Annotated in this window: 25 protein-coding genes; 16 read left to right on the top strand and 9 right to left on the bottom strand. The window is 47.9% G+C overall.

The features are described 5' to 3' along the window. Positions 1–7 precede the first annotated feature (7 nt). Positions 8–217, top strand: coding sequence for a hypothetical protein (locus QVC96_RS11860; protein WP_287689379.1), 210 nt, complete (start codon positions 8–10; stop codon positions 215–217). Here QVC96_RS11860 and QVC96_RS11855 read toward each other — a convergent pair. Beyond that, positions 214–528 carry a hypothetical protein gene (locus QVC96_RS11855; RefSeq protein WP_238025198.1) on the bottom strand — a complete coding sequence of 105 codons (315 nt, stop codon included), beginning with the start codon at positions 526–528 and terminating at the stop codon, positions 214–216. The two genes, QVC96_RS11860 and QVC96_RS11855, sit on opposite strands and share 4 nt — an antisense overlap. A gap of 32 nt (positions 529–560) precedes the next feature. Here QVC96_RS11855 and QVC96_RS11850 point away from each other — a divergent pair, with 32 nt between their 5' ends. After that, the gene (locus QVC96_RS11850) at positions 561–1817 is read left to right on the top strand and encodes a M20/M25/M40 family metallo-hydrolase (protein WP_287689378.1); all 1257 of its coding nucleotides are present in this window, start codon (positions 561–563) and stop codon (positions 1815–1817) included. Positions 1818–1882: 65 nt separating this feature from the next. Then, positions 1883–2530, top strand: a complete 648-nt coding sequence (locus QVC96_RS11845) for a DNA/RNA nuclease SfsA (RefSeq protein ID WP_287689377.1) — start codon at positions 1883–1885, stop codon at positions 2528–2530. Here the strand turns inward: QVC96_RS11845 and QVC96_RS11840 are convergent. Then, complete coding sequence (locus QVC96_RS11840; RefSeq protein WP_287689376.1) at positions 2498–2872, bottom strand: GIY-YIG nuclease family protein; 375 nt, start codon at positions 2870–2872, stop codon at positions 2498–2500. The genes QVC96_RS11845 and QVC96_RS11840 overlap by 33 nt on opposite strands. Before the next feature lie 67 nt (positions 2873–2939). Here QVC96_RS11840 and QVC96_RS11835 point away from each other — a divergent pair, with 67 nt between their 5' ends. Further along, complete coding sequence (locus QVC96_RS11835; RefSeq protein ID WP_240252766.1) at positions 2940–3386, top strand: glycine cleavage system protein H; 447 nt, start codon at positions 2940–2942, stop codon at positions 3384–3386. 1 nt (position 3387) lies between these two features. Beyond that, positions 3388–4482, top strand: a complete 1095-nt coding sequence (locus QVC96_RS11830) for a lipoate--protein ligase family protein (protein ID WP_287689375.1) — start codon at positions 3388–3390, stop codon at positions 4480–4482. Positions 4483–4509: 27 nt separating this feature from the next. Here the strand turns inward: QVC96_RS11830 and QVC96_RS11825 are convergent, their stop codons facing one another. Then, a complete protein-coding gene (locus tag QVC96_RS11825) occupies positions 4510–5226 on the bottom strand; it encodes a CBS domain-containing protein (RefSeq protein WP_238025204.1) in 717 nt (238 codons plus the stop codon). Between the two features lie 204 nt (positions 5227–5430). On the opposite strand from QVC96_RS11825, the gene QVC96_RS11820 reads away from it, so the two are divergent. The 7 genes from QVC96_RS11820 to QVC96_RS11790 all read left to right on the top strand — a co-directional run bounded on the left by QVC96_RS11820 (position 5431) and on the right by QVC96_RS11790 (position 9378). After that, positions 5431–5877 (top strand): hypothetical protein, encoded by a 447-nt coding sequence (locus QVC96_RS11820; protein WP_238025205.1) that lies wholly within the window; start codon positions 5431–5433, stop codon positions 5875–5877. 8 nt (positions 5878–5885) lie between these two features. Then, positions 5886–6299 (top strand): OsmC family protein, encoded by a 414-nt coding sequence (locus QVC96_RS11815; RefSeq protein ID WP_238025206.1) that lies wholly within the window; start codon positions 5886–5888, stop codon positions 6297–6299. Between the two features lie 32 nt (positions 6300–6331). After that, positions 6332–6664 carry a hypothetical protein gene (locus tag QVC96_RS11810; protein WP_238025207.1) on the top strand — a complete coding sequence of 111 codons (333 nt, stop codon included), beginning with the start codon at positions 6332–6334 and terminating at the stop codon, positions 6662–6664. 79 nt (positions 6665–6743) lie between these two features. Then, entirely contained in the window at positions 6744–7406 is a 663-nt protein-coding gene (locus tag QVC96_RS11805; protein WP_238025208.1) for a DsbA family oxidoreductase, read from the top strand. 71 nt (positions 7407–7477) lie between these two features. Then, positions 7478–7864, top strand: coding sequence for a CBS domain-containing protein (locus QVC96_RS11800; protein ID WP_238025209.1), 387 nt, complete (start codon positions 7478–7480; stop codon positions 7862–7864). Between the two features lie 96 nt (positions 7865–7960). Continuing rightward, a complete protein-coding gene (locus tag QVC96_RS11795; RefSeq protein ID WP_287689374.1) occupies positions 7961–8563 on the top strand; it encodes a methylase in 603 nt (200 codons plus the stop codon). 59 nt (positions 8564–8622) lie between these two features. Beyond that, positions 8623–9378 carry a CoA transferase subunit A gene (locus tag QVC96_RS11790; protein WP_287689373.1) on the top strand — a complete coding sequence of 252 codons (756 nt, stop codon included), beginning with the start codon at positions 8623–8625 and terminating at the stop codon, positions 9376–9378. A gap of 5 nt (positions 9379–9383) precedes the next feature. Here the strand turns inward: QVC96_RS11790 and QVC96_RS11785 are convergent, their stop codons facing one another. After that, complete coding sequence (locus QVC96_RS11785; protein WP_425597999.1) at positions 9384–10112, bottom strand: CoA-transferase subunit beta; 729 nt, start codon at positions 10110–10112, stop codon at positions 9384–9386. Positions 10113–10141: 29 nt separating this feature from the next. Here QVC96_RS11785 and QVC96_RS11780 point away from each other — a divergent pair, with 29 nt between their 5' ends. Beyond that, positions 10142–10459 carry a hypothetical protein gene (locus QVC96_RS11780; protein WP_238025213.1) on the top strand — a complete coding sequence of 106 codons (318 nt, stop codon included), beginning with the start codon at positions 10142–10144 and terminating at the stop codon, positions 10457–10459. Here the strand turns inward: QVC96_RS11780 and trm10 are convergent. Further along, entirely contained in the window at positions 10419–11327 is a 909-nt protein-coding gene (trm10, locus tag QVC96_RS11775; protein ID WP_238025214.1) for a tRNA (adenine(9)-N1)-methyltransferase Trm10, read from the bottom strand. The genes QVC96_RS11780 and trm10 overlap by 41 nt on opposite strands. A gap of 207 nt (positions 11328–11534) precedes the next feature. Between trm10 and QVC96_RS11770 the strand changes: the two genes are divergently transcribed. Next, positions 11535–11690, top strand: coding sequence for an AbrB/MazE/SpoVT family DNA-binding domain-containing protein (locus QVC96_RS11770; protein WP_012021412.1), 156 nt, complete (start codon positions 11535–11537; stop codon positions 11688–11690). Between the two features lie 134 nt (positions 11691–11824). Here QVC96_RS11770 and acnA read toward each other — a convergent pair whose 3' ends face one another. From acnA to QVC96_RS11750, 4 genes are all read right to left on the bottom strand, one after another. Beyond that, positions 11825–14347, bottom strand: a complete 2523-nt coding sequence (acnA, locus tag QVC96_RS11765) for an aconitate hydratase AcnA (RefSeq protein ID WP_287689372.1) — start codon at positions 14345–14347, stop codon at positions 11825–11827. Between the two features lie 68 nt (positions 14348–14415). Next, positions 14416–15546, bottom strand: a complete 1131-nt coding sequence (locus QVC96_RS11760; protein WP_287690494.1) for a lactate utilization protein B — start codon at positions 15544–15546, stop codon at positions 14416–14418. Then, positions 15540–16418, bottom strand: a complete 879-nt coding sequence (locus QVC96_RS11755) for a (Fe-S)-binding protein (RefSeq protein WP_287689371.1) — start codon at positions 16416–16418, stop codon at positions 15540–15542. The genes QVC96_RS11760 and QVC96_RS11755 overlap by 7 nt, the downstream gene beginning before the upstream one ends. Before the next feature lie 29 nt (positions 16419–16447). Then, a complete protein-coding gene (locus tag QVC96_RS11750) occupies positions 16448–17353 on the bottom strand; it encodes a hypothetical protein (RefSeq protein ID WP_287689370.1) in 906 nt (301 codons plus the stop codon). 305 nt (positions 17354–17658) lie between these two features. On the opposite strand from QVC96_RS11750, the gene QVC96_RS11745 reads away from it, so the two are divergent. Both QVC96_RS11745 and QVC96_RS11740 read left to right on the top strand, forming a co-directional pair. Further along, on the top strand, positions 17659–18516 hold the full coding sequence (locus QVC96_RS11745) for an FAD-binding protein (protein WP_287689369.1): 858 nt from the start codon (positions 17659–17661) through the stop codon (positions 18514–18516). A gap of 137 nt (positions 18517–18653) precedes the next feature. After that, entirely contained in the window at positions 18654–19970 is a 1317-nt protein-coding gene (locus tag QVC96_RS11740; RefSeq protein ID WP_287689368.1) for a class II fumarate hydratase, read from the top strand. Positions 19971–20072 lie beyond the last annotated feature (102 nt).

Genomic DNA, 20072 nt, shown 5'->3' with positions numbered 1-20072 from the left:
TACCTTTATGGCATCTGAAAAGAGATGGGATACATTCACCTGGTTTGCAGTTGTTACACCACTGGTCGCATTCTTCATTATGACCCTGATTCTCTCTGCCTATCTCAACGGATTTGGTCCATGGAGGTCTGTGGTTCCCGTGATACTGGGCTTCGGAGTCTTCTTCCTGCTGGTGGGTATCTTCCTGAGGACTAAGTTCGGTAGAATGGCCCTCTAACCAAGCCTCTCCTCTGCCTTGTCCAGAAAATTATCAACGTAGCTCTTTTCTCCAAAAATCACTAGGTCATCGATCTCCTTCTGATAGTACTTCTCCACAACCCTGAGTATATGTTCCGTGGTTCCTGGGAAAACGTCAACCACCTCGCCACCCTGTAGTTTATCATCCTCATATATTGCCACAGCCATGTTCTTGTATACGTTCACCCTGAAGGTTGAGATAACCTTCCCGTCCTCAACCTTCTTATAAACGTAAATGAGGAGAAGGGGCTCCGTCATGGAGTGCCTTACGTATTCGGCGTACTTTATCATGGCTTATTTAATGGAACTGTCATTTAAAAAACATGAACTCAATTCAGGACCTAATCGAGTTTGCGAGGATAGACACCACTTCAGCTAAGGGAAAAGGAGAGGAGGGAGCCAGGTTCATAAGGGATTACATGGAAGCTCACGGAATTGAGGCAAGACTGATCAGGCACAAGTCAAGAAATCCCTACGTCTATGGGGAGATAAATGTTGGTGCCAACAGGACACTACTGATCTATAACCACTACGACGTGCAACCAGCTGAACCCCTGGACAAGTGGAACAGCGACCCCTTTGATCCAGTAATAAGGGACGGGAAATTGATAGGACGTGGGGTTGGAGACGATAAGGGCTCCCTTATGGCAAGACTGCAGGCATTGGTGGAAATGGGAAAACCACCTATTAATGTTAAGTTCATCTATGAGGGGGAGGAGGAGATAGGTAGTCCCAACATAGACTCTTTCCTTAACGATCACCGGGATCTGCTAGGGTCGGATTACGTTCTCTGGGAAGGGGCCGGAAAGGGATCCAGTGGTGCTCCAGAGATAGTACTGGGAGTAAAGGGCCTGCTGTACGTGGAGATTTCAGTCAAAACCCAAAAGGATCTCCACTCCATGTATGCCCCTGTGGCAAAGAATCCAGCGTGGGAACTAATTAAAATCCTCTCCTCCCTGAAGAGTGGTGACAAGGTTAACCTTCCCGGTTTTTACGACAAGGTTAGGTGGCTCACGGAAGAGGAGAGGAGGTACCTGAAGGGGAACAAGAAGTCCATGGAAGATGCCTTGGGTCAGGAGCTCCCTGAGGACTTCCAGAGGAAGCTAGTTGAGGAACCCACATGTAACGTCGCCGGCCTTTACTCTGGGTATACAGGTGAGGGTTCCAAGACCGTTATTCCATCCTACGCTATGGCAAAGCTGGACTTCAGGCTTGTCCCCGACCAAGACCCAGAGGAAATCCTGAAGATACTTCAGACTCATCTTAAGGGAGTGGATATCAAGGTATGGAGTAAGGTGAGACCTTACAGAACCTCAATTAACAGCAAGATTGCCAGATCCCTGATGGACTCAGCTAAGGAGGTGTACGGGATTGAACCAGAGGTTATCCCCAACAGCTACGGTACCGGTCCCATGGAGTCCTTTGCAAGGATTCTAGGAAATAACCAGATAGCGGACGGGGTTGGGGTCGAGCATCCGGGATCAAACATCCATTCCTTTAACGAGAACATTTACATAGAGGACTACAACATGGCCAAGGAGTGGATGAAGCGTTTCGTGAGGCATCTGGCTCAGCCTTAGTTTTCAGGTCATCATTCCACACTCGGCAAACTCATCATCAGTACTAGGATGGTGCACAGGGTAAAATGTTCACTGTAGTCAGGGTGGAGGGAAGAATTTGGGAGGAAAGGGTCGAGGCTAGGCCAAACAGGTTCATGGTCAAGATGCAGTCAAGATTAATCTGCCATCTTCACGATCCAGGGAGACTTAAGGAGCTAGTATATCCTGGTAACAGGGTACTTGTAAGGGAAACCAGAGGGATTAAGACCTCATGTTCAGTCCTAGCAGGTTGGGATGGCGAGTGGGTCATAATTGACAGCCGATTTCATCCTGTCATCGCAAGAAGATTCCTTCCTCCTGACGCGGAAAGCGAGGTAAGGGTTGGCCACAGCAGGCTTGACTTTCACTTTAACGACACGTGGGTGGAGGTAAAGGGCTGTTCACTTGTGAGGAACGGGATTGCCCTGTTTCCGGACGCCCCCACAAGAAGGGGAGAAAGGCACCTTAGGGAATTAATCAAGTTGAGGGAAGAGGGACACGATGCCATGCTAATGATCCTGGTAATGAGACCTGCAACATGTTTCCTTCCCAACAAGGACACAGATCCCTCGTTTTCTGAGGCTTTCTGGGAGGCCCTGGATAGGGGCGTAAAGCTGACAATAAAGTCCTTCAAGTTGGAGGGAAGGGATATTGTTTACGTTTCAGATCTTGGAGTGTGCAATAAGGCTGAGTAAGCTTGACCCCTCTATCCTGAACAGGTGTCCCTCATGTTTTCTGCAGTCGGATGACCCAAAACCCTTCACAGGGTTGGATAGGAGGTTAGCCAGCTCCTCCTCTTGTAGGGGGAGAACAATTACCGCTAGAGGTTTGCATATGCTTTTCAGGTAATCGACGTGCCACCTTTTCCTCGCAAGGCTGTCACTCAGATGCCTTTCAATTCTTTTTACACAGTTTATCCCGCAAGACCCCACGTAGGCGTAAGTTCCACTGCTTATCATAAACCTCTTCCCTGGAGTCTCCACAACTCCATCTTCACATTCAAAAAGAACTACGTAACCCTTCTTCTCACGTTTCATTTATTTCATCTATTCTATTGGAAAGATTTTTAGTTTAGTATACTCTAATTAGGAAACCAGTGATAAAATGGTCGTGGAATCGAATTGTGAGATTCCGGAAAACCTTCTCTATTACATCGATGGTAAAAACACCGTGTGGGCAAAGCAGGAATCTGCAGATACCATTCTGGTGGGCATAACTGACATAGCCCAGACCATGGCAGGTAAGGTAGTAAAGGTCAGGATAAAGAAGAAGGGGACCAAGGTTGAGAAAGGAAAGCCTGTGGCTACCATGGAGAGCGGAAAGTGGGCAGGTCCAGTCCCAGCCCCAGTCTCTGGTGAGATTGTTGACGTGAATGGAGAGGTGGAGAAGAGCCCCGTTCTTGTGAACAGGGATCCCTACGGAAACGGCTGGCTAGTCAGGATGAAGGTGGCCAATCCAGAGGAGCTGAAACAGCTCTACACGGGAGCTCAGGCAGTTCAGAAATTAAAGGAGCTAGTTGCAGCAGAGAAAATATCCTGCAAGAGGCTGTGAAATGTCGTGGAGGTTTATTTCCCTCCCTCCACAGGACGGCTATCACATGGTTACGTCATTCGTTTCTGTAGCTGAATATGTTACAAGGGGAGGAAAAAACACATTTCTGGTTTTTTCAGTTAAGGAACCATTCGTAAACGTTGGGGTTCATCAGGAAGTTTGGCTTGAGGTAGACCTTGATTTCACCCTGAAGAACAAGATACCTGTCGTTAGAAGGGATCTGGGAGGAGGAACGGTTGTTATAACTCAGGGAGAGCACGACTACTTCATTGTGTTGAGGCAGGAGGAGGCACCCTCAGACCCCAAGGCATTATATGAAAAGTACCTCACCCCTGTGGTGGATGTGCTCAAGGATTACGGTTTGAACGCCTCATTGAGAGATCAGGATATAGTGGTTAACGGCAGAAAGATCAGCGGGAACGGTGCAATGACACACGGTAAGGCCGTGGTCATAGCAGGTAACATACTCATGAGAGCCGACACGGACCTTATGAGCAAATGTATCAAGGTCCCCTCCGAAAAGTTCAGGGATAAAATGGCGAAGGATATGTCGGAATGGATAACCTCTCTGGAGCGTGAGCTGGGTTACGTTCCGCCTAGGGAGGAGATCGATAAGAAACTGAAGCAGAGCTTTGAAAATCACCTTGGAATAAAGTTCGAGGATTCTATGCTGACGCCAGAAGAGATAGAGAGGTGGGAACAGCTGGCTAGCGAAAAGAGGAACGAGGAATGGGTTTACTATAAGGACAGGAGGCACCCCGATCTGAGGACGGAGAGATGTGTTAAGATCTCCTCAGCTGTTGCCATATGTCACCTGGATTACAAGGCTAGGAAACTGGTAAGGATTACCGCGAAATTTGTGGAGAAGAAGCTACAGGAAGTCTCCATCTCAGGTGACTTCTTCGTTATGTCCCCCAGGGACTTTCTGGAGAAGCTCGAGGACAGACTTAGCGGAATTTACGTCAACGATATACCAAGTGCTATAGATAAAGCGTTTGCTGAACTGAAACCTGTGATATTTGGGTTCAGCGCTGAGGACCTGAAGAAGGCTTTTCAGGAAATATTGAATAAGCCAGAAGTTCAGGAAGTTATATAATTTTTGGAACATTATAAAAATATAGAGTTAAATTGCAATTACAGCTAGGATCTCCCTCTCCTCTACGCTACCAAGGAGGGTTCTGGAGTCCACCACTGGGAGAAATCCCACGTTTTCCTGGACCATTATTTTTCTGGCAATCTCCAGGGACGAGTCTGGAGTTGTCCTGAAAACTGGCCTCTTCATTATGTCTGAGACGGGTGATCCGGTCCTGCCCTCAAGGATAGCCCTGCCCACATCACGTATTGACACGACGCCAGCGGGAAGGCTCTCTTCCACAACTACTGCGTGCCTCTCCCAGTTTTCCTTCATTGCCTTGATTACCTCCAGCACTTTGGTCTCAGGGGCGGAGATCAGGGGATCTACCTTCATTACGTCGCCCACCTTAACTTCTTCGTTCACAGTCTGAGATCGGAGAAGGTCCCTTTCCGTGACAATACCAACCACATCCTCATTTTCTATCACCAGGAGCGACCCCACACCCTTTCCTGTCACTATTTTACATGCCTGTTTCGTATCAGCCTCTGGGGAAATCATCAGGAGGTCCCCGCTCATCACGTCCTCCACAGCCCTAGCCCCTTCTATCCATCCGTACACAAGATCCCTGATGGTCACTATACCCTGACTTTTCCCCACGACTAACCTTCTTATCCTTCTCTCAAGCATAAGGGCTATTGCATCCCTTAAGGGGGTTCCAGGCTCCACCCTAACCAGGTCCCTAGTCATTACTTCCCTTACTTTCATGGGATCACGGCTTTGTTACTTTGACCGAGGAACATCTGGAAAGGCATTCCGATATATCCGTGAATTTCCATTCTCCCTTTGGCTTGAAGCACTCCTCCACGCATGGATCTGAAACCTGAGCTTGCATATTTTCCACCGATATCATTTTCAGACAAAAGGAAAAAACCTTTACGGGAGAAAGTCTACTCTCTTACAAGTGAAATTTTGATCGAGAAAGTGGGAAACCTTGAGCTAGAGGTTGAGGCAATAATAGAGATAGATGGCAATGAGTACAAGGTGGTTAACGTTCCATCAGTTGATGAGTACAGGGGATTTCCTCCCTCCTGGGAATTTGTTAAGTCCAACATGCTGACGTGGAGGCCATACTTTAAGGGAAGAATGGTGGATTTTAACGGCCAACAAATCCCGGCGGTGGGTCAATATCTGCTTAACATGGACGAGGAAATGTACAAATTTCTCATGGATATCTACCTTATGTTCAAGGTGAACAAACCTTCCATTGAGACAAACATAAGCGTGGTAATAAGCAAGCAGATAGATGACATGGAGAGGCAACTGGGAAGGACCCTCTCAGAGCAGGAGCGAACGAAACTTTACGTGAGATTCGCAACTGAGGCTGCTATATTCAGGGACCTTGGGTTGATCAATTAGGTGAAACCATGATCACTTTCACAGCTGAGGCTAAGCTGGAGGGAGAGACTGCACTGGTGAGCGTTAAGGACGTGGAGCTGAGGATAGGTCTCATTGGATCGGAGGATCCTACTCCGGAGGAGATAATGCTTGGGGCCGCGCTTTCCTGTATGATACTGACCATCTACTACATCTCTAGGGAAATGGGGGTTAAACTTCAGGGAGTCGAAGGTTATATTGAGGGAATGCTGGATCCCAAGGGTTTTCAGGGAGATCCCAACGTGCCCCCTGGGCTACTACAGGTTAAGTACGATCTTACGGTTTACTCTGATGACGAAAGGATAGAGAAGGTCATGGAGCTATCCATGCGGAGATGTCCTCTTAAGGATACCCTCATGAGAAGTATCGACGTGGATGTAACTTGGAAAGTGAGAAAGACTTAAAGCCCTATTTATTTAAGTTTTTTCGATAAATAATGGCGGAAGAACTCGTAAAGCCTGGAGAGAAGCAACTTGAGGAGATCAGGGGCTATCTGTTTGATCTACTGGACAACTTGAACGATATCTCAGTCAAACACGAGAAGATCCTCGTCTCCAAGGGCATCATGCCCAAGCTTGCCGTCCTCCTGGGAATGATAACGATGCAAAGGTATCAGATAGACCTTGTCATGAAGTACTACTGGAAGCAGTTAGAGGAAATAATAAACAGCATGTCCCAGTTGCAGGAACTTCAAGGAGAGCTGAAGGACATCATGGAGGATGTCCAGAAAATCAAGGAATTGGCCTCCCTGGCAGGACTTCAGATCTAAATTGATTTTTTGTTTTTTTCTCTAGATTAGTACGATCGTTTTAAAAGCGTGGACAAATAGGGGTAAAAGAGGCAACTTGATGCAGATAACATTCTTTCATGACGTGTTGTGCCCTTTTTGCTACGTTACCAACAAGAGGTTAAAGAAAGTGGTTTCGGAGTATAAGGACGTTCACGTTAAGCATAAGGCATTCATGATAATATCATCCCTTGATGACCTAATAGCCGCAGCACCCACTCCTGAGGACGCGAGAGAACTATTCAAGAGCGAGTTCTCCATACTGACTAGGTACTTCCCCGATTACGATCCCAAGAAAGTAATTGAAAAGGGTAAAATAGGTCACATCTGGTCCATGCCACCCCTCATGGCCTGTAAGGCCGCTGAATTCCAACGGGGGGATGAGGGTCATTGGGAATACTTCACACTGGCTCAGGAGAAATTCTTTATGGAAGGAGAAAACGTAAATGATGATCAAGTCCTGATCTCAATAGCCGAGCAGATAGGTCTCGATATAAACAGGTTTAAGCGGGATTTCAAGTCCAAAGAGGCTAAGCTTGCGGTGATACAGGACGAGGAAGAAGCTAAAGCAATGGGAATTAAGGGAGTTCCAGCTCTTCTTGTGAATGAGAAGTGGCTCATAAGGGGAGTGCAGTCTGAGGAATACCTTAAACAGGTAATCGATGACGTGTTACAATACGGTGAGCCCAAGAAGATAGAGTTGAAAGCCTACTGGGAACAATAAGTTATATACGGAAACGGATCGAGTCATCCTCTTCAACAAAGCTTATTTCCATTGTGGACCTATGATTACCTATGAAGAGAGTCAAAGATGTAATGAGTTCTCCCGTATTTCAGGTGGAAGCGAATACCACGCTTCAGGAAACCTGCAAGTTAATGCTGGAGAAGGGCGTAGGATCGGTTATTGTAACCGATAATGGGAAGCCTAAGGGGATATTCACGGATAGGGACGCAGTAAGAGCTATAGCCAATGGCGCCTCAGCTATGGATGAGTTAAGGACAGTAGCAACTATGCGTGACTTGGTAACGGTGAACGAGGAAGTTGATATAATACAGGCTGCAAAGCTTATGGCTGAAAAGAAGATCAGACATTTACCCGTGACCAATAGCGAGGGCGAGATTGTTGGTATGGTTTCCGTAACTGATCTATCTGCAGAATTGAAAGAAATGCAACTTTCTTAACTCTCGTAGGACTGGTTTCCGTCTAGGAACTGAAGAACACGATCATCTAATTAGTTTAGACGAAAATATTTATTGGATGAAACATATCCCTTCTCCGTGAAGCTTGCCATTCTCAAGGACGATAAGGACAGTATAGCACCTTTGTGGAGGGCCATTTACATTGAAACCGTAGATGGAACAGTGGAAAAAGTTAGTGCCAGTATGGGGAGGTCGTCAGTTCTTCCAGATGCTGATCTGATTATGGGTCGTGATATGTTGAGGGGCGAGATTGGCCTCCTGTCCTCTGCTTATCCCGTCATAGTGAACGGAGACAGGATAGTGAGATTTGACCAGATGGCTGGAAAATTCCCAGAGATAGTGGTTAAAGGTAAAACTCTGGGAGTGGGTTGGTGTGCTGAGAATCATGTGGCCTGCCTATCGGGTTCCGGGTTAGGGGACTTGATACATGGAGTCCATCCCTTTCCCTTTCGCGATGAAGTTTTTGACAACGTAATTGCTTACGAGATACTAGATTATGATGTGGTCAGGGAGTCTCATAGGGTTACGAGAAGGGGTGGTAGGTTCTTTCTGGTGTTCAGGGATAAGTTATTTGGGGGTGTAAAGCCCTCAGAGGCCCTGAAATTCCTCGTGAAATTTAACGTTGTTTCGCTTGCCCTGAAGGATGGGTTCTGGATCGTGGAGAGCAAAAAGATCAGGTAGTTTCAACCTCCATCACTCATCTAGAAAAGTTAATTACAATAAATACCGAACATTCCGTTATGTCCAAGCTAGTTTCCCTTGAGAAGGCCATGTCCCTTGTGAGGATAGGGGATATCATTACCATGAGCGGAATTTCCATTCACAGGAATCCCATGGCGTTCGTGAATATCCTTGTGGAGTATGAATACGAGGAACTGGGGTTTATTGACAGGGAGCCAGGGGTGGCCCTTGAGGTACTATTGAAACATAACGTGGTCAATAGGGTCAGGGTGGCCATGGCAACCCTTGAATGGTTCGGAATGTTGCCCACTTTCAGGAAAAAGGTTGAGAACGGGGAGATTGAACTACTCGAAGATACCTGTGGGGCCTTCATAGCCGGAATTAGGGCCGGAGCGAGCGGTCTTCCCTTCATGCCTGTTAAGGGAGTTATAGGTAGCGATCTAGTTAAGATACATGAAGAGGTTGGAACTTGGAAAGTTTCAAAGGATCCGTTCACCGGAGAGGAGATTCTCTTGGTTAAGGCCATTGTCCCCGATGTTGCGATAATTCACGTTAATAGGGCGGATGAGCACGGTAACGCAGAAATCCTGGGACCATTATATGAAGATGAGTACAAGGCCAAGGCAGCGAAGACGGTGATCATTACGGCAGAGGAGATAGTGGACGAAAGTTACTTTTATGGAAGGAGGCCAACAATAAATTCCATTTACGTGGATGCTGTGGTGCATGCCCCGCGCGGAGCAGAGCCCACAAGTATGTATCCTCTGTACGACGCCGATTACGAGGCAATAATGAAATTGTTGGGCGAAGCTTGAGCCAGTTAAAACTCCAGAGCAGTTCTTAGATTGCTCGGATCAAGCATATCAAGGTATTCTATTTCATCATAATACAACGTAACAATTCTAGTGGACTCTATCTCCACGGGAAAGCCGGTATTTTGGATTATGTTCTCTGGCGTGGCCCACGGCATCACTGCTTTAACCATCCACTTCTTTCTTTCCCTGTCAAACCTTAGTACCGCCAGATTGGTCACTAGGAACACCTTGTTATTGGAATACTTGGCAGTTCCCGTGACGAAGTCAACCCTGTTAACTAGGGTGTTCTTGGAGTGCTTCAGGTTCCACAGAATTAACTTGTTTGCCAGCGGCATCAGGTATGCAGTCGCTGCCCCTCCTGGAAGTTTCACCGATGGTCTCCTGTAGTCTCCTATTGCAGACAAGTTCACATTAGTCTCTTGATCTATCTGTGCGGGACCTAGGAACATGACGTCAAGTTCTCCCTTCTGGGCTAGGTCAAAGGAGTCGGCAGTGATCATCACTGGTGCTCCATCAAGGAAGAAGGGGTCTCCCGTGGAAGGCGAGAGGAGGATACTTTTGGGGTTATCAGCCTCTGCCACTCCGATTATTCTTATCTCCTTATCCATCATATCTCTGGCCAGAAAAGCTCCAAGCAGGGCAGGAATGGAGTTTAGACCGACATAGACAGTCTCGTAATCATCTATGAGCTCAGCCATGGCCTTTATGACGTAGTCTATCTTCATGGGAGAAATTTCTTTAACCGTGGTTATAAGATGTTTGTATGTTCTCAGTTTACAGATATCGTGAATATTTCGTTGCAGGGGTTAACCACGTGGTCCCTGACTATTTCCAGGACGTAGTTTTCATCAGGCAACAGGGAAACAGATGGGATGTGATAAGTGCTGAGAGGTTCAGGCCACAGGATCCAGACCTGACCGCCATCAGGGATGCCGTGAAATACGCCACTCACAGGGAGGACCTCAGGAAAGCAGTGATAGAGCTTAAGTCCAAGGGAATAACTCTCGAGGAGGTCAAGAACTTTCCCTTTCCCAGGTCCCTCATCGAAGGGAAGAAGAAGATCCAGGCCGAGTTCGACTGATGATCTTTTTCACTCTCTCCTTGAGTTTCTCCCCAGCCCTTAACCATTGAGCATTTCCCTCCAGGTCCCCGTTCAAGGTGGTATCCCGGAGGAGACGGGCGAACTTGTCGGCATTGGACTGCTCTTCGAGTATACTATCCTCCAGACTTTGCCCCTCCCTCACCCTCAGCACTATGGAGATTATTCTGTTCAGCCTGTCTGGCACTCCAACTCTGGACCCACGAAGTGTAATCTTCACCCTCGTCTGATGATATCCGGCAATTCCTGCCATCTCCCTAGTTGCATATTTCCATCCAGAATCGTCCACAATTCCGCCCAGTATGAAGGTACTCGCGCTCTTCAGAATTTCCTCTGTCGCCTCCTTCTCCGCGTATGGATCCAGGACAATTGCATTTACGGGCTCCGCGTTTCTTCTAACCTTGTTGAAGAAGGCCACATCCCTTAGCATCTCTTCAAATTCCTGCGTGGTGTGGTTGAGGGACAGGTTGTAGTCCCAGAGATACTTTCTCAGGGTTGAAATCACCATCAGGATTTGGTTCACCAGTTTCCTCTTTTCGTCTTGAGAATGCCTGTCCCAGAGTGACAGGTCTATCACGAAAAGCGGAAAAGTGGGGGCCTGGAATGGGAACTTCTCCCCCTGAGGATGGGGAGACTCAGTTGACATCTCCATTCCCTTTCCACTCAGGAACGATATACCATACTCCTCACCTATCTTTTTCCCATAGTAAATCCCTCGCTTCAATCCCCAATCATAAAGGACAAGCTTCAGGGCTACATGTTGCAGGAAAGGTCTTCTCAGTCCCTTGATGTATAGGTCGTCTATTCCCGCCTCCAGCAACTGTTTGCCCAGGGCCCTTCCAAGTATCAAGCGTATCCAAACAAGTGTAAGGTCCCCCATTTAAAATCCTGGTGTTGAATTGGATTTTCAATGACTTTGAACCTCCCAAGATAAAGAAAATCTAATGAAGATTCAAATAGAACTTTTCACCAAATTTTTTTTATACTGCCTGTCATCTCCGTCGAAAGTATATAGAAAATATTATAAACGCTGAGTAAGTAATGGATATGGATAAAAATGGCAGTAGAAGATATAGTTAAAGTGAGCAGAAACTATCAAGTTACCATACCTGCTAGAATCAGACAAAAGTTTCAGATAAAGGAAGGGGACCTAGTTAGAGTAGTGTTCGATGAAAATGAGAACTCTGTAAAAATTTTGCCAATGAAGCAGTAAAGCCAACTCTATTTAAGTTATATTCCGTTTTTACTTTTTCCTCTTCTGAGATACTTGGAAAGAGTGGGTTTATGTCAAGACTACAGACGCAGAAACTAGGCGGGCAGTGAGGCATCTGAACAGCTCCTAAGGCCCTAGTCCTGCATGACTCTCTTGAAGACGTAGTTCAGTATGTTACCATCTCTTACATATTCTAGCTCAGTCCTTGTATCAATTCTGGCCATTCCCTTCAATGTTCTCTCGGTTTCCCCTCTGACCCTTATGGTTACAGTGGTTCGCGGTTTCATTTCATCCAGCTCCACGTCTACAATCTCATTTCCCTTCAGGTTCAGAGACTTCCAGTCTGCTTCCACCGGGATGACGCCCATGGCCACCAGGTTACTTCTGTGGATCCTTTCGAAACTCTCCGCTATCACAGCCCTTACTCCCAGTAGCGCAGTTACCTTGGCTGCCCAATCCCTTGAGCTTCCAGTTCCGTACTGCTTCCCTGCAAATATGACCAGGGGTACTCCATCGCTCTTGTACCTCATAGCAACCTTGTATACCGTGTCCACAGTGCCATCGGGATAATGAACGGTGAACCCGCCCTCACTATTTACGAGAATGTTCTTCACCTTGGGATTCGCGAATCCACCTCTCAGCATAACCTCGTGGTTTCCTCTTCTTGCACCATAGGTGTTGAGCTCCCTAGCTCCCCTCTCCTCAAGATACTTTGCAGCATCCGAGTCCTTGGCTATGGGACCTGCTGGGGAGATGTGATCCGTGGTTACCTTGTCACCTAGCATCATTAGAATTCTGGCGTTTCTAATTTCCTTGAATTCTGAGCTCTCCTTGAACCACGGAGGTTCCACTATGTACGTGGACTTTGGATCCCATGCAAAGGTCAAGCCTCCTTCAACAGGCAATTGTTTCCAGTTTTCATCGCCATCGAATATCCTTCCCTTCTGTTCACTGTAGAACTTGGGGTTCAATGCCAGCGTGAGATAAGATGATATTTCCTTCATGCTCGGCCATACGTCCTTTAGGTAAACCGGTTTACCGTTAGGATCTATGCCCAGAGGTTCGTTCTCAAAGTTAATGTTGATCCTTCCAGCCAGCGCATATGCCACCACCAGTATTGGAGACGCCAGGTATGTTCCCTTAAGCAGGGGATTTATCCTACCCTCAAAGTTCCTGTTTCCGCTGATGACAGCATATCCCTCAATCCCCTGCTTCAGATCTTCCTCGACCTCACTGGGTAGGGGACCGGCATTCCCAATACATGTGGTGCATCCAAATCCCACAACGTGGAAACCCAATGCCTCCAGGTAGGGGGTTAACCCAGCCTCATTCAGGTACTTAACCACTATTGGTGACCCAGGTGCCATGCTTGTCTTGACGTAGTTCATGGACCTGAGACCCATAGCGACTGCCTTTCTAGCCAGTATTCCGGCCCCCAGCATTACCGTTGGATTTGAGGTGTTGGTACAGCTGGTGATTGAGGCCAGCACCACACTACCGTCTGCTATCTTCTTTCCTTTCTTGTTACCCGTCTTTAGCTCGGCCATTTTCCTTAGGGGTACCCTCTCATCGGGATTTCTAGGCCCGGCCAGAGACGGTTCCACATCGGATAGGTCAATGTTCACCACATCGGTGTATTTGGGTTCCACTCCGTAGAAGATGCCCTGAGCCTTAGCGTATTCTCCCACCATCTTTGCGTCCCTATCAGTCGCCCTGAGGTAATTCAGAGTTTGGTCATCAATGGGGAAGTAACCCACGGTGGCACCGTATTCAGGGGCCATGTTTCCTATGGTGGCTCTATCTGGCACAGACAGATGGGAGAGGGCGGGGCCAAAGAACTCCACGAACTTTCCAACAACTCCCTTTCTCCTAAGCGTCTCGGTAATGTATAGCACCACGTCGGTTGGAGTCACTCCCTCTCTCACTTCTCCCGTGAGTCTAACACCAACAACCTCGGGCACCGTCATGTAGTATGGTTCCCCAAGCATGACCGCCTCGGCCTCAAGACCTCCCACTCCCCAGGCCAGTACCCCAATACCGTCTGCCATGGTTGTGTGGGAATCTGTTCCGATCACAATCTCGGGAAACGCGGTGAGAACGCCTTTATGTTCCCTGAGGTCCACAACCTTGCTCAGGAACTCCAGGTTAACCTGGTGGATGATACCATTACCTGGGGGAACTATCCTCAGGTTGGTGAAAGCTCCCTGGGCCCACTTCAGGAACTTATACCTCTCCTCATTTCTCTCAAATTCCCTCCTCATGTTAAGGGACAGGGAATACTCGGTTCCAAAATAGTCCACCTGCACAGAATGATCTATTACCAGGTCAGAGGGTAGTCTGGGATTGACGCGGGAGGGATCCTTCCCTCTCCTCTGTAACTCTGATCTCATGGCTGCGAGGTCTACCAGCAGGGGAACTCCAGTGTAGTCCTGCATGATGACCCTGGTAGGAGAAAACGCGAAGTCCTTACCGGTTTTCCATCCGGCAATAACCTCAAGGTCCTCTTCCGTGATCTTCTCGCCATCGAGGTTCCTAAGGACGTTCTCTATGAGGATTTTTATGGAATAGGGATATTTCTCTACATCAAACCCCATTTCCTTGAGCTGGGAAAGGGGGTAATAGTAAGCGTTTCCTATCTTGGATTTCTCGATTTTCATGCAAGTTAATAGCGTTGTGACAATAAGAGATTTTTCTATGGGTAAGAATGGGTGAGAAAGCTTAAAAGTCAGCTCCAGGCCCTGGCCTTTATCTTCTCCAGTACCTTGGGGATGTTTATTTTCATGGGGCAGACCTCCTTACATCCACCTGAATGGGTGCAGAGGAGTGAGGGCTTTGGGTCGCCAAACACGATGTAAGACCACATGGAGCCCATGGGACCTGAGTAGGGAGGAACGCCCCATTTTCCATCCATCGCTCTGTACACTGGGCAGTGAAGATGACATCTCCCACACCTGATGCAGAGCAGGGCTTCCCTCAGGTCAGGGTCCTTTGACGCCCTCACTCTCCCGTTATCAACCAGGACCAAGTGGAACTCCTTGGGTCCGTGAGCAGGGCTCACTCTCTTCATCTCAATATCCCCAGTGGAACTGGGCCCTGAGGTCAGGTTAACGTATGTTGGTGGATATAGACCTGCATAGGCTGCCTGAACCATGGCCTCCATCATTGCGTGGGGGAGAGTGGGTACAATCTTTTCAAAACCCGCCACGGCAATGTGAAGCGGAGGGGATACAGTGGTAAACCTAATGTTTCCCTCATTTTCTACAAGGATGATCGAACCTGTATCTGCCGCTATGGCGTTGGCACCGGTTATTCCAACCTCAGCATTGACGAACTTGTCCCTCAGGAACTCTCTCACTCTGGCCACTATCTGCTCGTGGGTGGAGTTGGGGGGAAGCCCTCCCAGAGCTTCCCTGACAAGTTCCTCGGCCCTCTCCTTTGACATGTGAACTGCAGGCGCTATAATGTGGGAGGGTGGCTCGTTCGCTAGCTGAATTAGGAATTCTCCGAGGTCAGTCTCCCATACCTCTTTTCCCATGTTCTTGAGATGTTCCCTCAATCCTACCTCAAAGGCCACCATTGACTTGCCCATGACAATCTTCTTTCTGTCTCCAATTATCTTGGAGACTACTTCCCTAGCCTCCTCAGAGTTTCCGACCACATGTGGCACTCCACCAATTCTTTTCACAGACTCCACTGTTTGTTCCACGTAGGACTCGAGGTTGTTTAGAACCTCCAACTTTGCCTCCCTCAACTCCCTTGCAAGCTCAAGGATGTAGGGATACTTCTCCAGAACGTTGTAAACCCTGGGGACGTTGTTTCTTATTGTCCTCTCGATCGCAATTTCCCAGGTCATAATATCACCTCAGCTATATCCTTCACCTCTCCCCTGAAGTGGGGCGATAGGGTGATGTAACAGATGGGGCACACCACCAAGAGTTTGTTGGAGAGCTTATTGAGCTCCTGAGCCCTCTTCTCTGCTATGGACTCGCTCAGATCCCTGTTAATCAGTGCGATGGGGCCTCCACAGCAAGTTGAGGTCTCCCTCCCTGTCACGAGAAAGTCCTCGTTTAGCTTAATTCCCGATTTAGAGATTAGCTCCCTGTACCTATCCCTCAGGTCCAGGAACCTAGAGTAGAGGCATGAATCATGGATGGTGAACTCTCCCTCAATCTTCTTCTCCGCATCCACAAGCTGGAGATAGTTCACAACCTCCACGTCGAAGGGGACAAACTCCGCGTACCTAGTCAATGCGTTGTGGGTGTGGGGATCCACAGTGATCACCCTCTTCACACCCCTATCCCTCAGCATAGACGCTACTCTCCTGGCATGATTGGCGAAATCCTCTAGGAGGCCTGCCTCCAGGAGAAGGGCGCCACTGTATGGCTCGTCCTCATAGAGGTAACCAGGATTGATTCCTCTCCTTCTCAGGGCATTCACCACGTTGTTCAGGATTTTGTATGCCCTGTCAATCTCCTCCTTGGATGGCTTTACAAGTTTGGCCAAGGAGGATAGACCCTTGAGGGCTCCTGTGAAAATCCCAGTCATTGAAGAAAATTTACTCAGGGTGGGAACCACGGGTTCAATCTGATACATGCAGGATGTGAAAATGATGGTTTCTCCTCCATGGGGAAGGTCCTTCGCCCAACCTGAGCACACCTTCTTATCCACGGGGAAGGGCATATCGTACTTGTCTAGGCTCTCCTTGAGGAAAGATCTGAGACTTTCCATACCTGATAGTGGTTGAAGTGGTAAAAATGTCACGCTTTAGTTTCCTTACTAATCCTTCCCTTGGTTCTGGTCATTTCCCTGTAGCTCATTATCATGCTGATCACCCCCAGCACTCCCACAACGGTCACAACGAGAAGGAACCCCACATCTATGGCGTCAAGGTTAGGAATGGGGACTCCTGTGGATAATGCCCAGTTATCAATGCTGGGGAACAGGATGATGAGCAGGCCCACCAGTGAGAACGTGACTCCTCCATAGTACAAGACTCTGCCTGCGGTTTTGCTACCAACGTATCGTATGTCCTCCTCGGTTAGCTTCTTCACCTTCATCAGGTTTGCAAACAGTGCCCCAAAGATTATCTGCATGGTCATGGTGCCCAAGCCGAACATCACCCCAGGTAAGGGAGCAAAGATTATACTTGGCATCCTGGGTGCAAGCACGAAGGTGATGATGGAGGCATATGCTCCAAATCCAAACCCTGCAATCAATCCGTGGACGATGGTCATCTTAATGGGCGGGTCCCTCAGTTCGTTCCTCTCGGCCATGGGATCGTGATGTTCACTACCCAGAAGCCTGTCAATTGGTAGGTGAATATATCTCCCCTTCAGGATGTAAGATCCGGCTATGGCCATTACTATCCCCACTATCATGTATACTGGTCCATCGAGGTTGTACCTGTTGTAGATTTCAGCCAATCCTAGGAATCCTAGAGTCGTCAACAGTGCTCTCTGAGCAGTGAAGCCAAGAGAGAACAGGAAACCTGCCTTCATCCCTCCCTTGGTACTGTACTTCCCCACAGCGTAACTGAAGGTTATGGGCCAGGTATGCTCGTCAGGCGTTGCCCCATGCATTAAACCTAGTATGAATGAAATCACCAGAATCTCGCCAATAGTTAGGTCCTGAGGAGGATTCAGTAAAAGTTCAAGGAAATTCATTTTTCATCAAATATTAGGGTCACCCTAAAGAATATAAAGTTTTTGTTTTCTGAGGGATTCACGAACTGGTCCAGTGGTATAATTCTTATCCCTGCTCCACCTATCACCACGAAGGAAACCGCGTCTCGATTATCTACATGGTGGTAAGAGACCAACAGTATTTTATAACTGTTAGTATTTTATAATGCATTAAGTACACAAAAACGCTTCAGACTGGTTAGCAATTAATTTTTTGCATGCAGATCAATAAATTCTCATCGACACGCCCTTTTCCTTTTAAGGAGTACGAGAAGAATGTAACAATCATGGAAATTAACAACGACATGGAATTACTGGAAATCCTTAGGAGTGCCAGGGTTGAGGGAAAGACTGTTTCCATAGTGGGCACAGGAACACATTCACGCAAAAGTGCAGACTTGATTGTCTCCACACTGAAGATGTCAGGCTTCGAGATAAAGAGAGGAGAGGTAGTAGCGCAGGCTGGTGCCTCAGTGACCAAGATAAGGGAGGAGGCCATGTCATCTGATCTCCTTTTCCCATCACTCTACGATGGTACAGTGGGGGGCTTACTTGCACTGAATGAGGCATATCCAATCTCCACGGGGTACGGTACACCTTACTCTTTCACACAATGGGCTAAGGTAGTCACACCGGTAGGTATCCTGAAGTGGAGAGGATTGATTGGTTCCAAGGGCCTTCTCGGGGGATTCACTGAGGCCTCCATGAAACTTTTCCCCCGTCCCCATAGGGTAGTGACGTTCACGAAGAGGGTGGAAACGGAGGAGCTCATCAAGTTGTATGGACAGGCCCTGGGGTTGAAACCTCTTGCCTTCCTCGTTGAATATGATAATGGTTACAGACTTCACGTCTCCCTGAGTGAGGGCGAACTTGAGGGACTAGAGTCCTATGAGGGCGTTCCCGTAGTTGAGGATAGCGATAGGGGAAGCTATATGGTGAAAACCGAGGACCTCAGTTCGTTCATGGAATTAATGGAGAGGGTGAAGCCCATTTACGCCTACTATATACACGGCGTTAAGTGGAGCAAGGTTTACACATCTGAGGAAAATGAACTAAACGGGTGGGAGTATTTTCCCACAGGAGACGTGCCAGGCGTTGTGAAGAAGTTAAAGAGGGTTCTAGATCACTGGAACACCTTAGTGTAAAGCAAGTCTCTCTGAAGGTTCGGGTTTCTCCACCCCTTCAAGCCTTTCGGGAAATACGACGCTTTAACTGATCTCAACATCATCGCCTCACCCTCAACCTGAGGAAAGCCTTTATGCCAATTTCACCTCTCTATCTCATGAAATACACAGAAAGTGCACCCAAACTCTTCATGAATACGGGAACAAGGTTTCATAAATCTCTAATTTTTGCCATGGGCGTTGTAAAGTATTCGTGTGCAAGGGCAAACGTTACCCTGGGCATTCTAGATCAGCAGATTGGGAAGGCAATAGAGCAGGCATCCATGGAACTGATGGAGGGTAAACATGACGACAAAATTGTACTCGACGTGTTCCAGACAGGCTCTGGAACGGGACTCAACATGAACGTGAATGAGGTCGTTGCAGAGAGGGCCTCGCAGATTTCAGGTCTAAAGGTACATCCCAACGATCATGTTAACATGAGTCAGTCCTCCAATGACACTGTACCCACAGCTATCAGGATAGGCGCGGTGAAGCAGGTCCAGGAAAAATTGATCCCGGCTCTGGAGGGGATAGTGAGTTCCCTGCGCGAAGCTGGTGACAGGTACTCCTCAGTGGTGAAGTCTGGCAGGACTCACCTGAGGGATGCAATGCCAGTTACCCTTGGTCAAGAACTTCACGCCTATGCAGATGCCCTCTCTCACGATCTCAACATGCTCAAGACTGTTCTTGAATACGTGAAGGAGCTACCCATTGGAGGCACGGCGGTGGGTACAGGAGTGAATTCTCATCCTAAGTTCAGGGAGACAGTTATTGCAGTTATCAACCAGGTCACGGGGCAGGGTTTTACCCTTGCCAACCCCTTCAGAGGTTTGAGGTTCCTCACCGATCTACTAACTCTCAGCGGGGTAATGAGAACAGTTGCCGTGGAACTTTACAGAATGGCCCAGGACTTCAGGTTGATGTTCTCCGGACCAATGACAGCAATAGGTGAGATCGACCTTCCTACGCAGGAGGAGATAGCCGGGAGCAGTATTATGCCAGGAAAGACCAACCCTGTGACAGCGGAGGCATCAATGCTGATAGCAGCACAGGTGGTTGGGTTGGATCAGGCTAATCAGTTTGCGTCAAACCTAGGAGAATTCGAGCTGGCCATGGGAGTCCCCTTGATAGGGCAGAACGTGGTCACGCAGGTGGACCTCCTTTCCGAGGGCCTGAACAAGTTCTCCTCTCTGCTGATTAAGGGAATGGTCCCCAACCAGGAGAAGATGAAGAGGTATGCGGAAAGCAGTCCAGCGCTGGTCACCGTAATCTCACCCATAGTGGGATATGATAAGGCGTCACAGATAGGGAAAATGCTCAACAGGGGAATGTCCATCAGAGAGGCACTTAGGGAACTTGGATTTAGTGATAAACAAATAGATGATATACTAGATCTAAGTAAACTAGTAAGACCTGGAATACAAACTAAGTAAAAGGATTTATAATTTTTATTTTTAGCTAAGGAGATATATTTAATCTATTTCTCAACGAGCAATCAGTCAGTTAATCAGATATTTTCATATTCCGCTCAAGTG

Source organism: Metallosphaera javensis (ex Sakai et al. 2022), assembly GCA_021654415.1.
Classification (GTDB): Archaea; Thermoproteota; Thermoprotei_A; order Sulfolobales; family Sulfolobaceae; genus Metallosphaera; species Metallosphaera javensis.
This window is presented reverse-complemented; position numbering and strand designations above follow the sequence as displayed.

Excerpts from the sequence above, each read along its gene's own strand:
- QVC96_RS11860 (WP_287689379.1), top strand. The coding sequence starts at position 8 with ATGGCATCTGAAAAGAGATGGGATACATTCACCTGGTTTGCAGTTGTT.
- QVC96_RS11855 (WP_238025198.1), bottom strand. The coding sequence starts at position 528 with ATGATAAAGTACGCCGAATACGTAAGGCACTCCATGACGGAGCCCCTT.
- QVC96_RS11850 (WP_287689378.1), top strand. The coding sequence starts at position 561 with ATGAACTCAATTCAGGACCTAATCGAGTTTGCGAGGATAGACACCACT.
- QVC96_RS11845 (WP_287689377.1), top strand. The coding sequence starts at position 1,883 with ATGTTCACTGTAGTCAGGGTGGAGGGAAGAATTTGGGAGGAAAGGGTC.
- QVC96_RS11840 (WP_287689376.1), bottom strand. The coding sequence starts at position 2,872 with ATGAAACGTGAGAAGAAGGGTTACGTAGTTCTTTTTGAATGTGAAGAT.
- QVC96_RS11835 (WP_240252766.1), top strand. The coding sequence starts at position 2,940 with ATGGTCGTGGAATCGAATTGTGAGATTCCGGAAAACCTTCTCTATTAC.
- QVC96_RS11830 (WP_287689375.1), top strand. The coding sequence starts at position 3,388 with ATGTCGTGGAGGTTTATTTCCCTCCCTCCACAGGACGGCTATCACATG.
- QVC96_RS11825 (WP_238025204.1), bottom strand. The coding sequence starts at position 5,226 with ATGAAAGTAAGGGAAGTAATGACTAGGGACCTGGTTAGGGTGGAGCCT.
- QVC96_RS11815 (WP_238025206.1), top strand. The coding sequence starts at position 5,886 with ATGATCACTTTCACAGCTGAGGCTAAGCTGGAGGGAGAGACTGCACTG.
- QVC96_RS11810 (WP_238025207.1), top strand. The coding sequence starts at position 6,332 with ATGGCGGAAGAACTCGTAAAGCCTGGAGAGAAGCAACTTGAGGAGATC.
- QVC96_RS11805 (WP_238025208.1), top strand. The coding sequence starts at position 6,744 with ATGCAGATAACATTCTTTCATGACGTGTTGTGCCCTTTTTGCTACGTT.
- QVC96_RS11800 (WP_238025209.1), top strand. The coding sequence starts at position 7,478 with ATGAAGAGAGTCAAAGATGTAATGAGTTCTCCCGTATTTCAGGTGGAA.
- QVC96_RS11790 (WP_287689373.1), top strand. The coding sequence starts at position 8,623 with ATGTCCAAGCTAGTTTCCCTTGAGAAGGCCATGTCCCTTGTGAGGATA.
- QVC96_RS11780 (WP_238025213.1), top strand. The coding sequence starts at position 10,142 with ATGTTCTCAGTTTACAGATATCGTGAATATTTCGTTGCAGGGGTTAAC.
- QVC96_RS11770 (WP_012021412.1), top strand. The coding sequence starts at position 11,535 with ATGGCAGTAGAAGATATAGTTAAAGTGAGCAGAAACTATCAAGTTACC.
- acnA (WP_287689372.1), bottom strand. The coding sequence starts at position 14,347 with ATGAAAATCGAGAAATCCAAGATAGGAAACGCTTACTATTACCCCCTT.
- QVC96_RS11755 (WP_287689371.1), bottom strand. The coding sequence starts at position 16,418 with ATGGAAAGTCTCAGATCTTTCCTCAAGGAGAGCCTAGACAAGTACGAT.
- QVC96_RS11750 (WP_287689370.1), bottom strand. The coding sequence starts at position 17,353 with ATGAATTTCCTTGAACTTTTACTGAATCCTCCTCAGGACCTAACTATT.
- QVC96_RS11745 (WP_287689369.1), top strand. The coding sequence starts at position 17,659 with ATGGAAATTAACAACGACATGGAATTACTGGAAATCCTTAGGAGTGCC.
- QVC96_RS11740 (WP_287689368.1), top strand. The coding sequence starts at position 18,654 with ATGAAATACACAGAAAGTGCACCCAAACTCTTCATGAATACGGGAACA.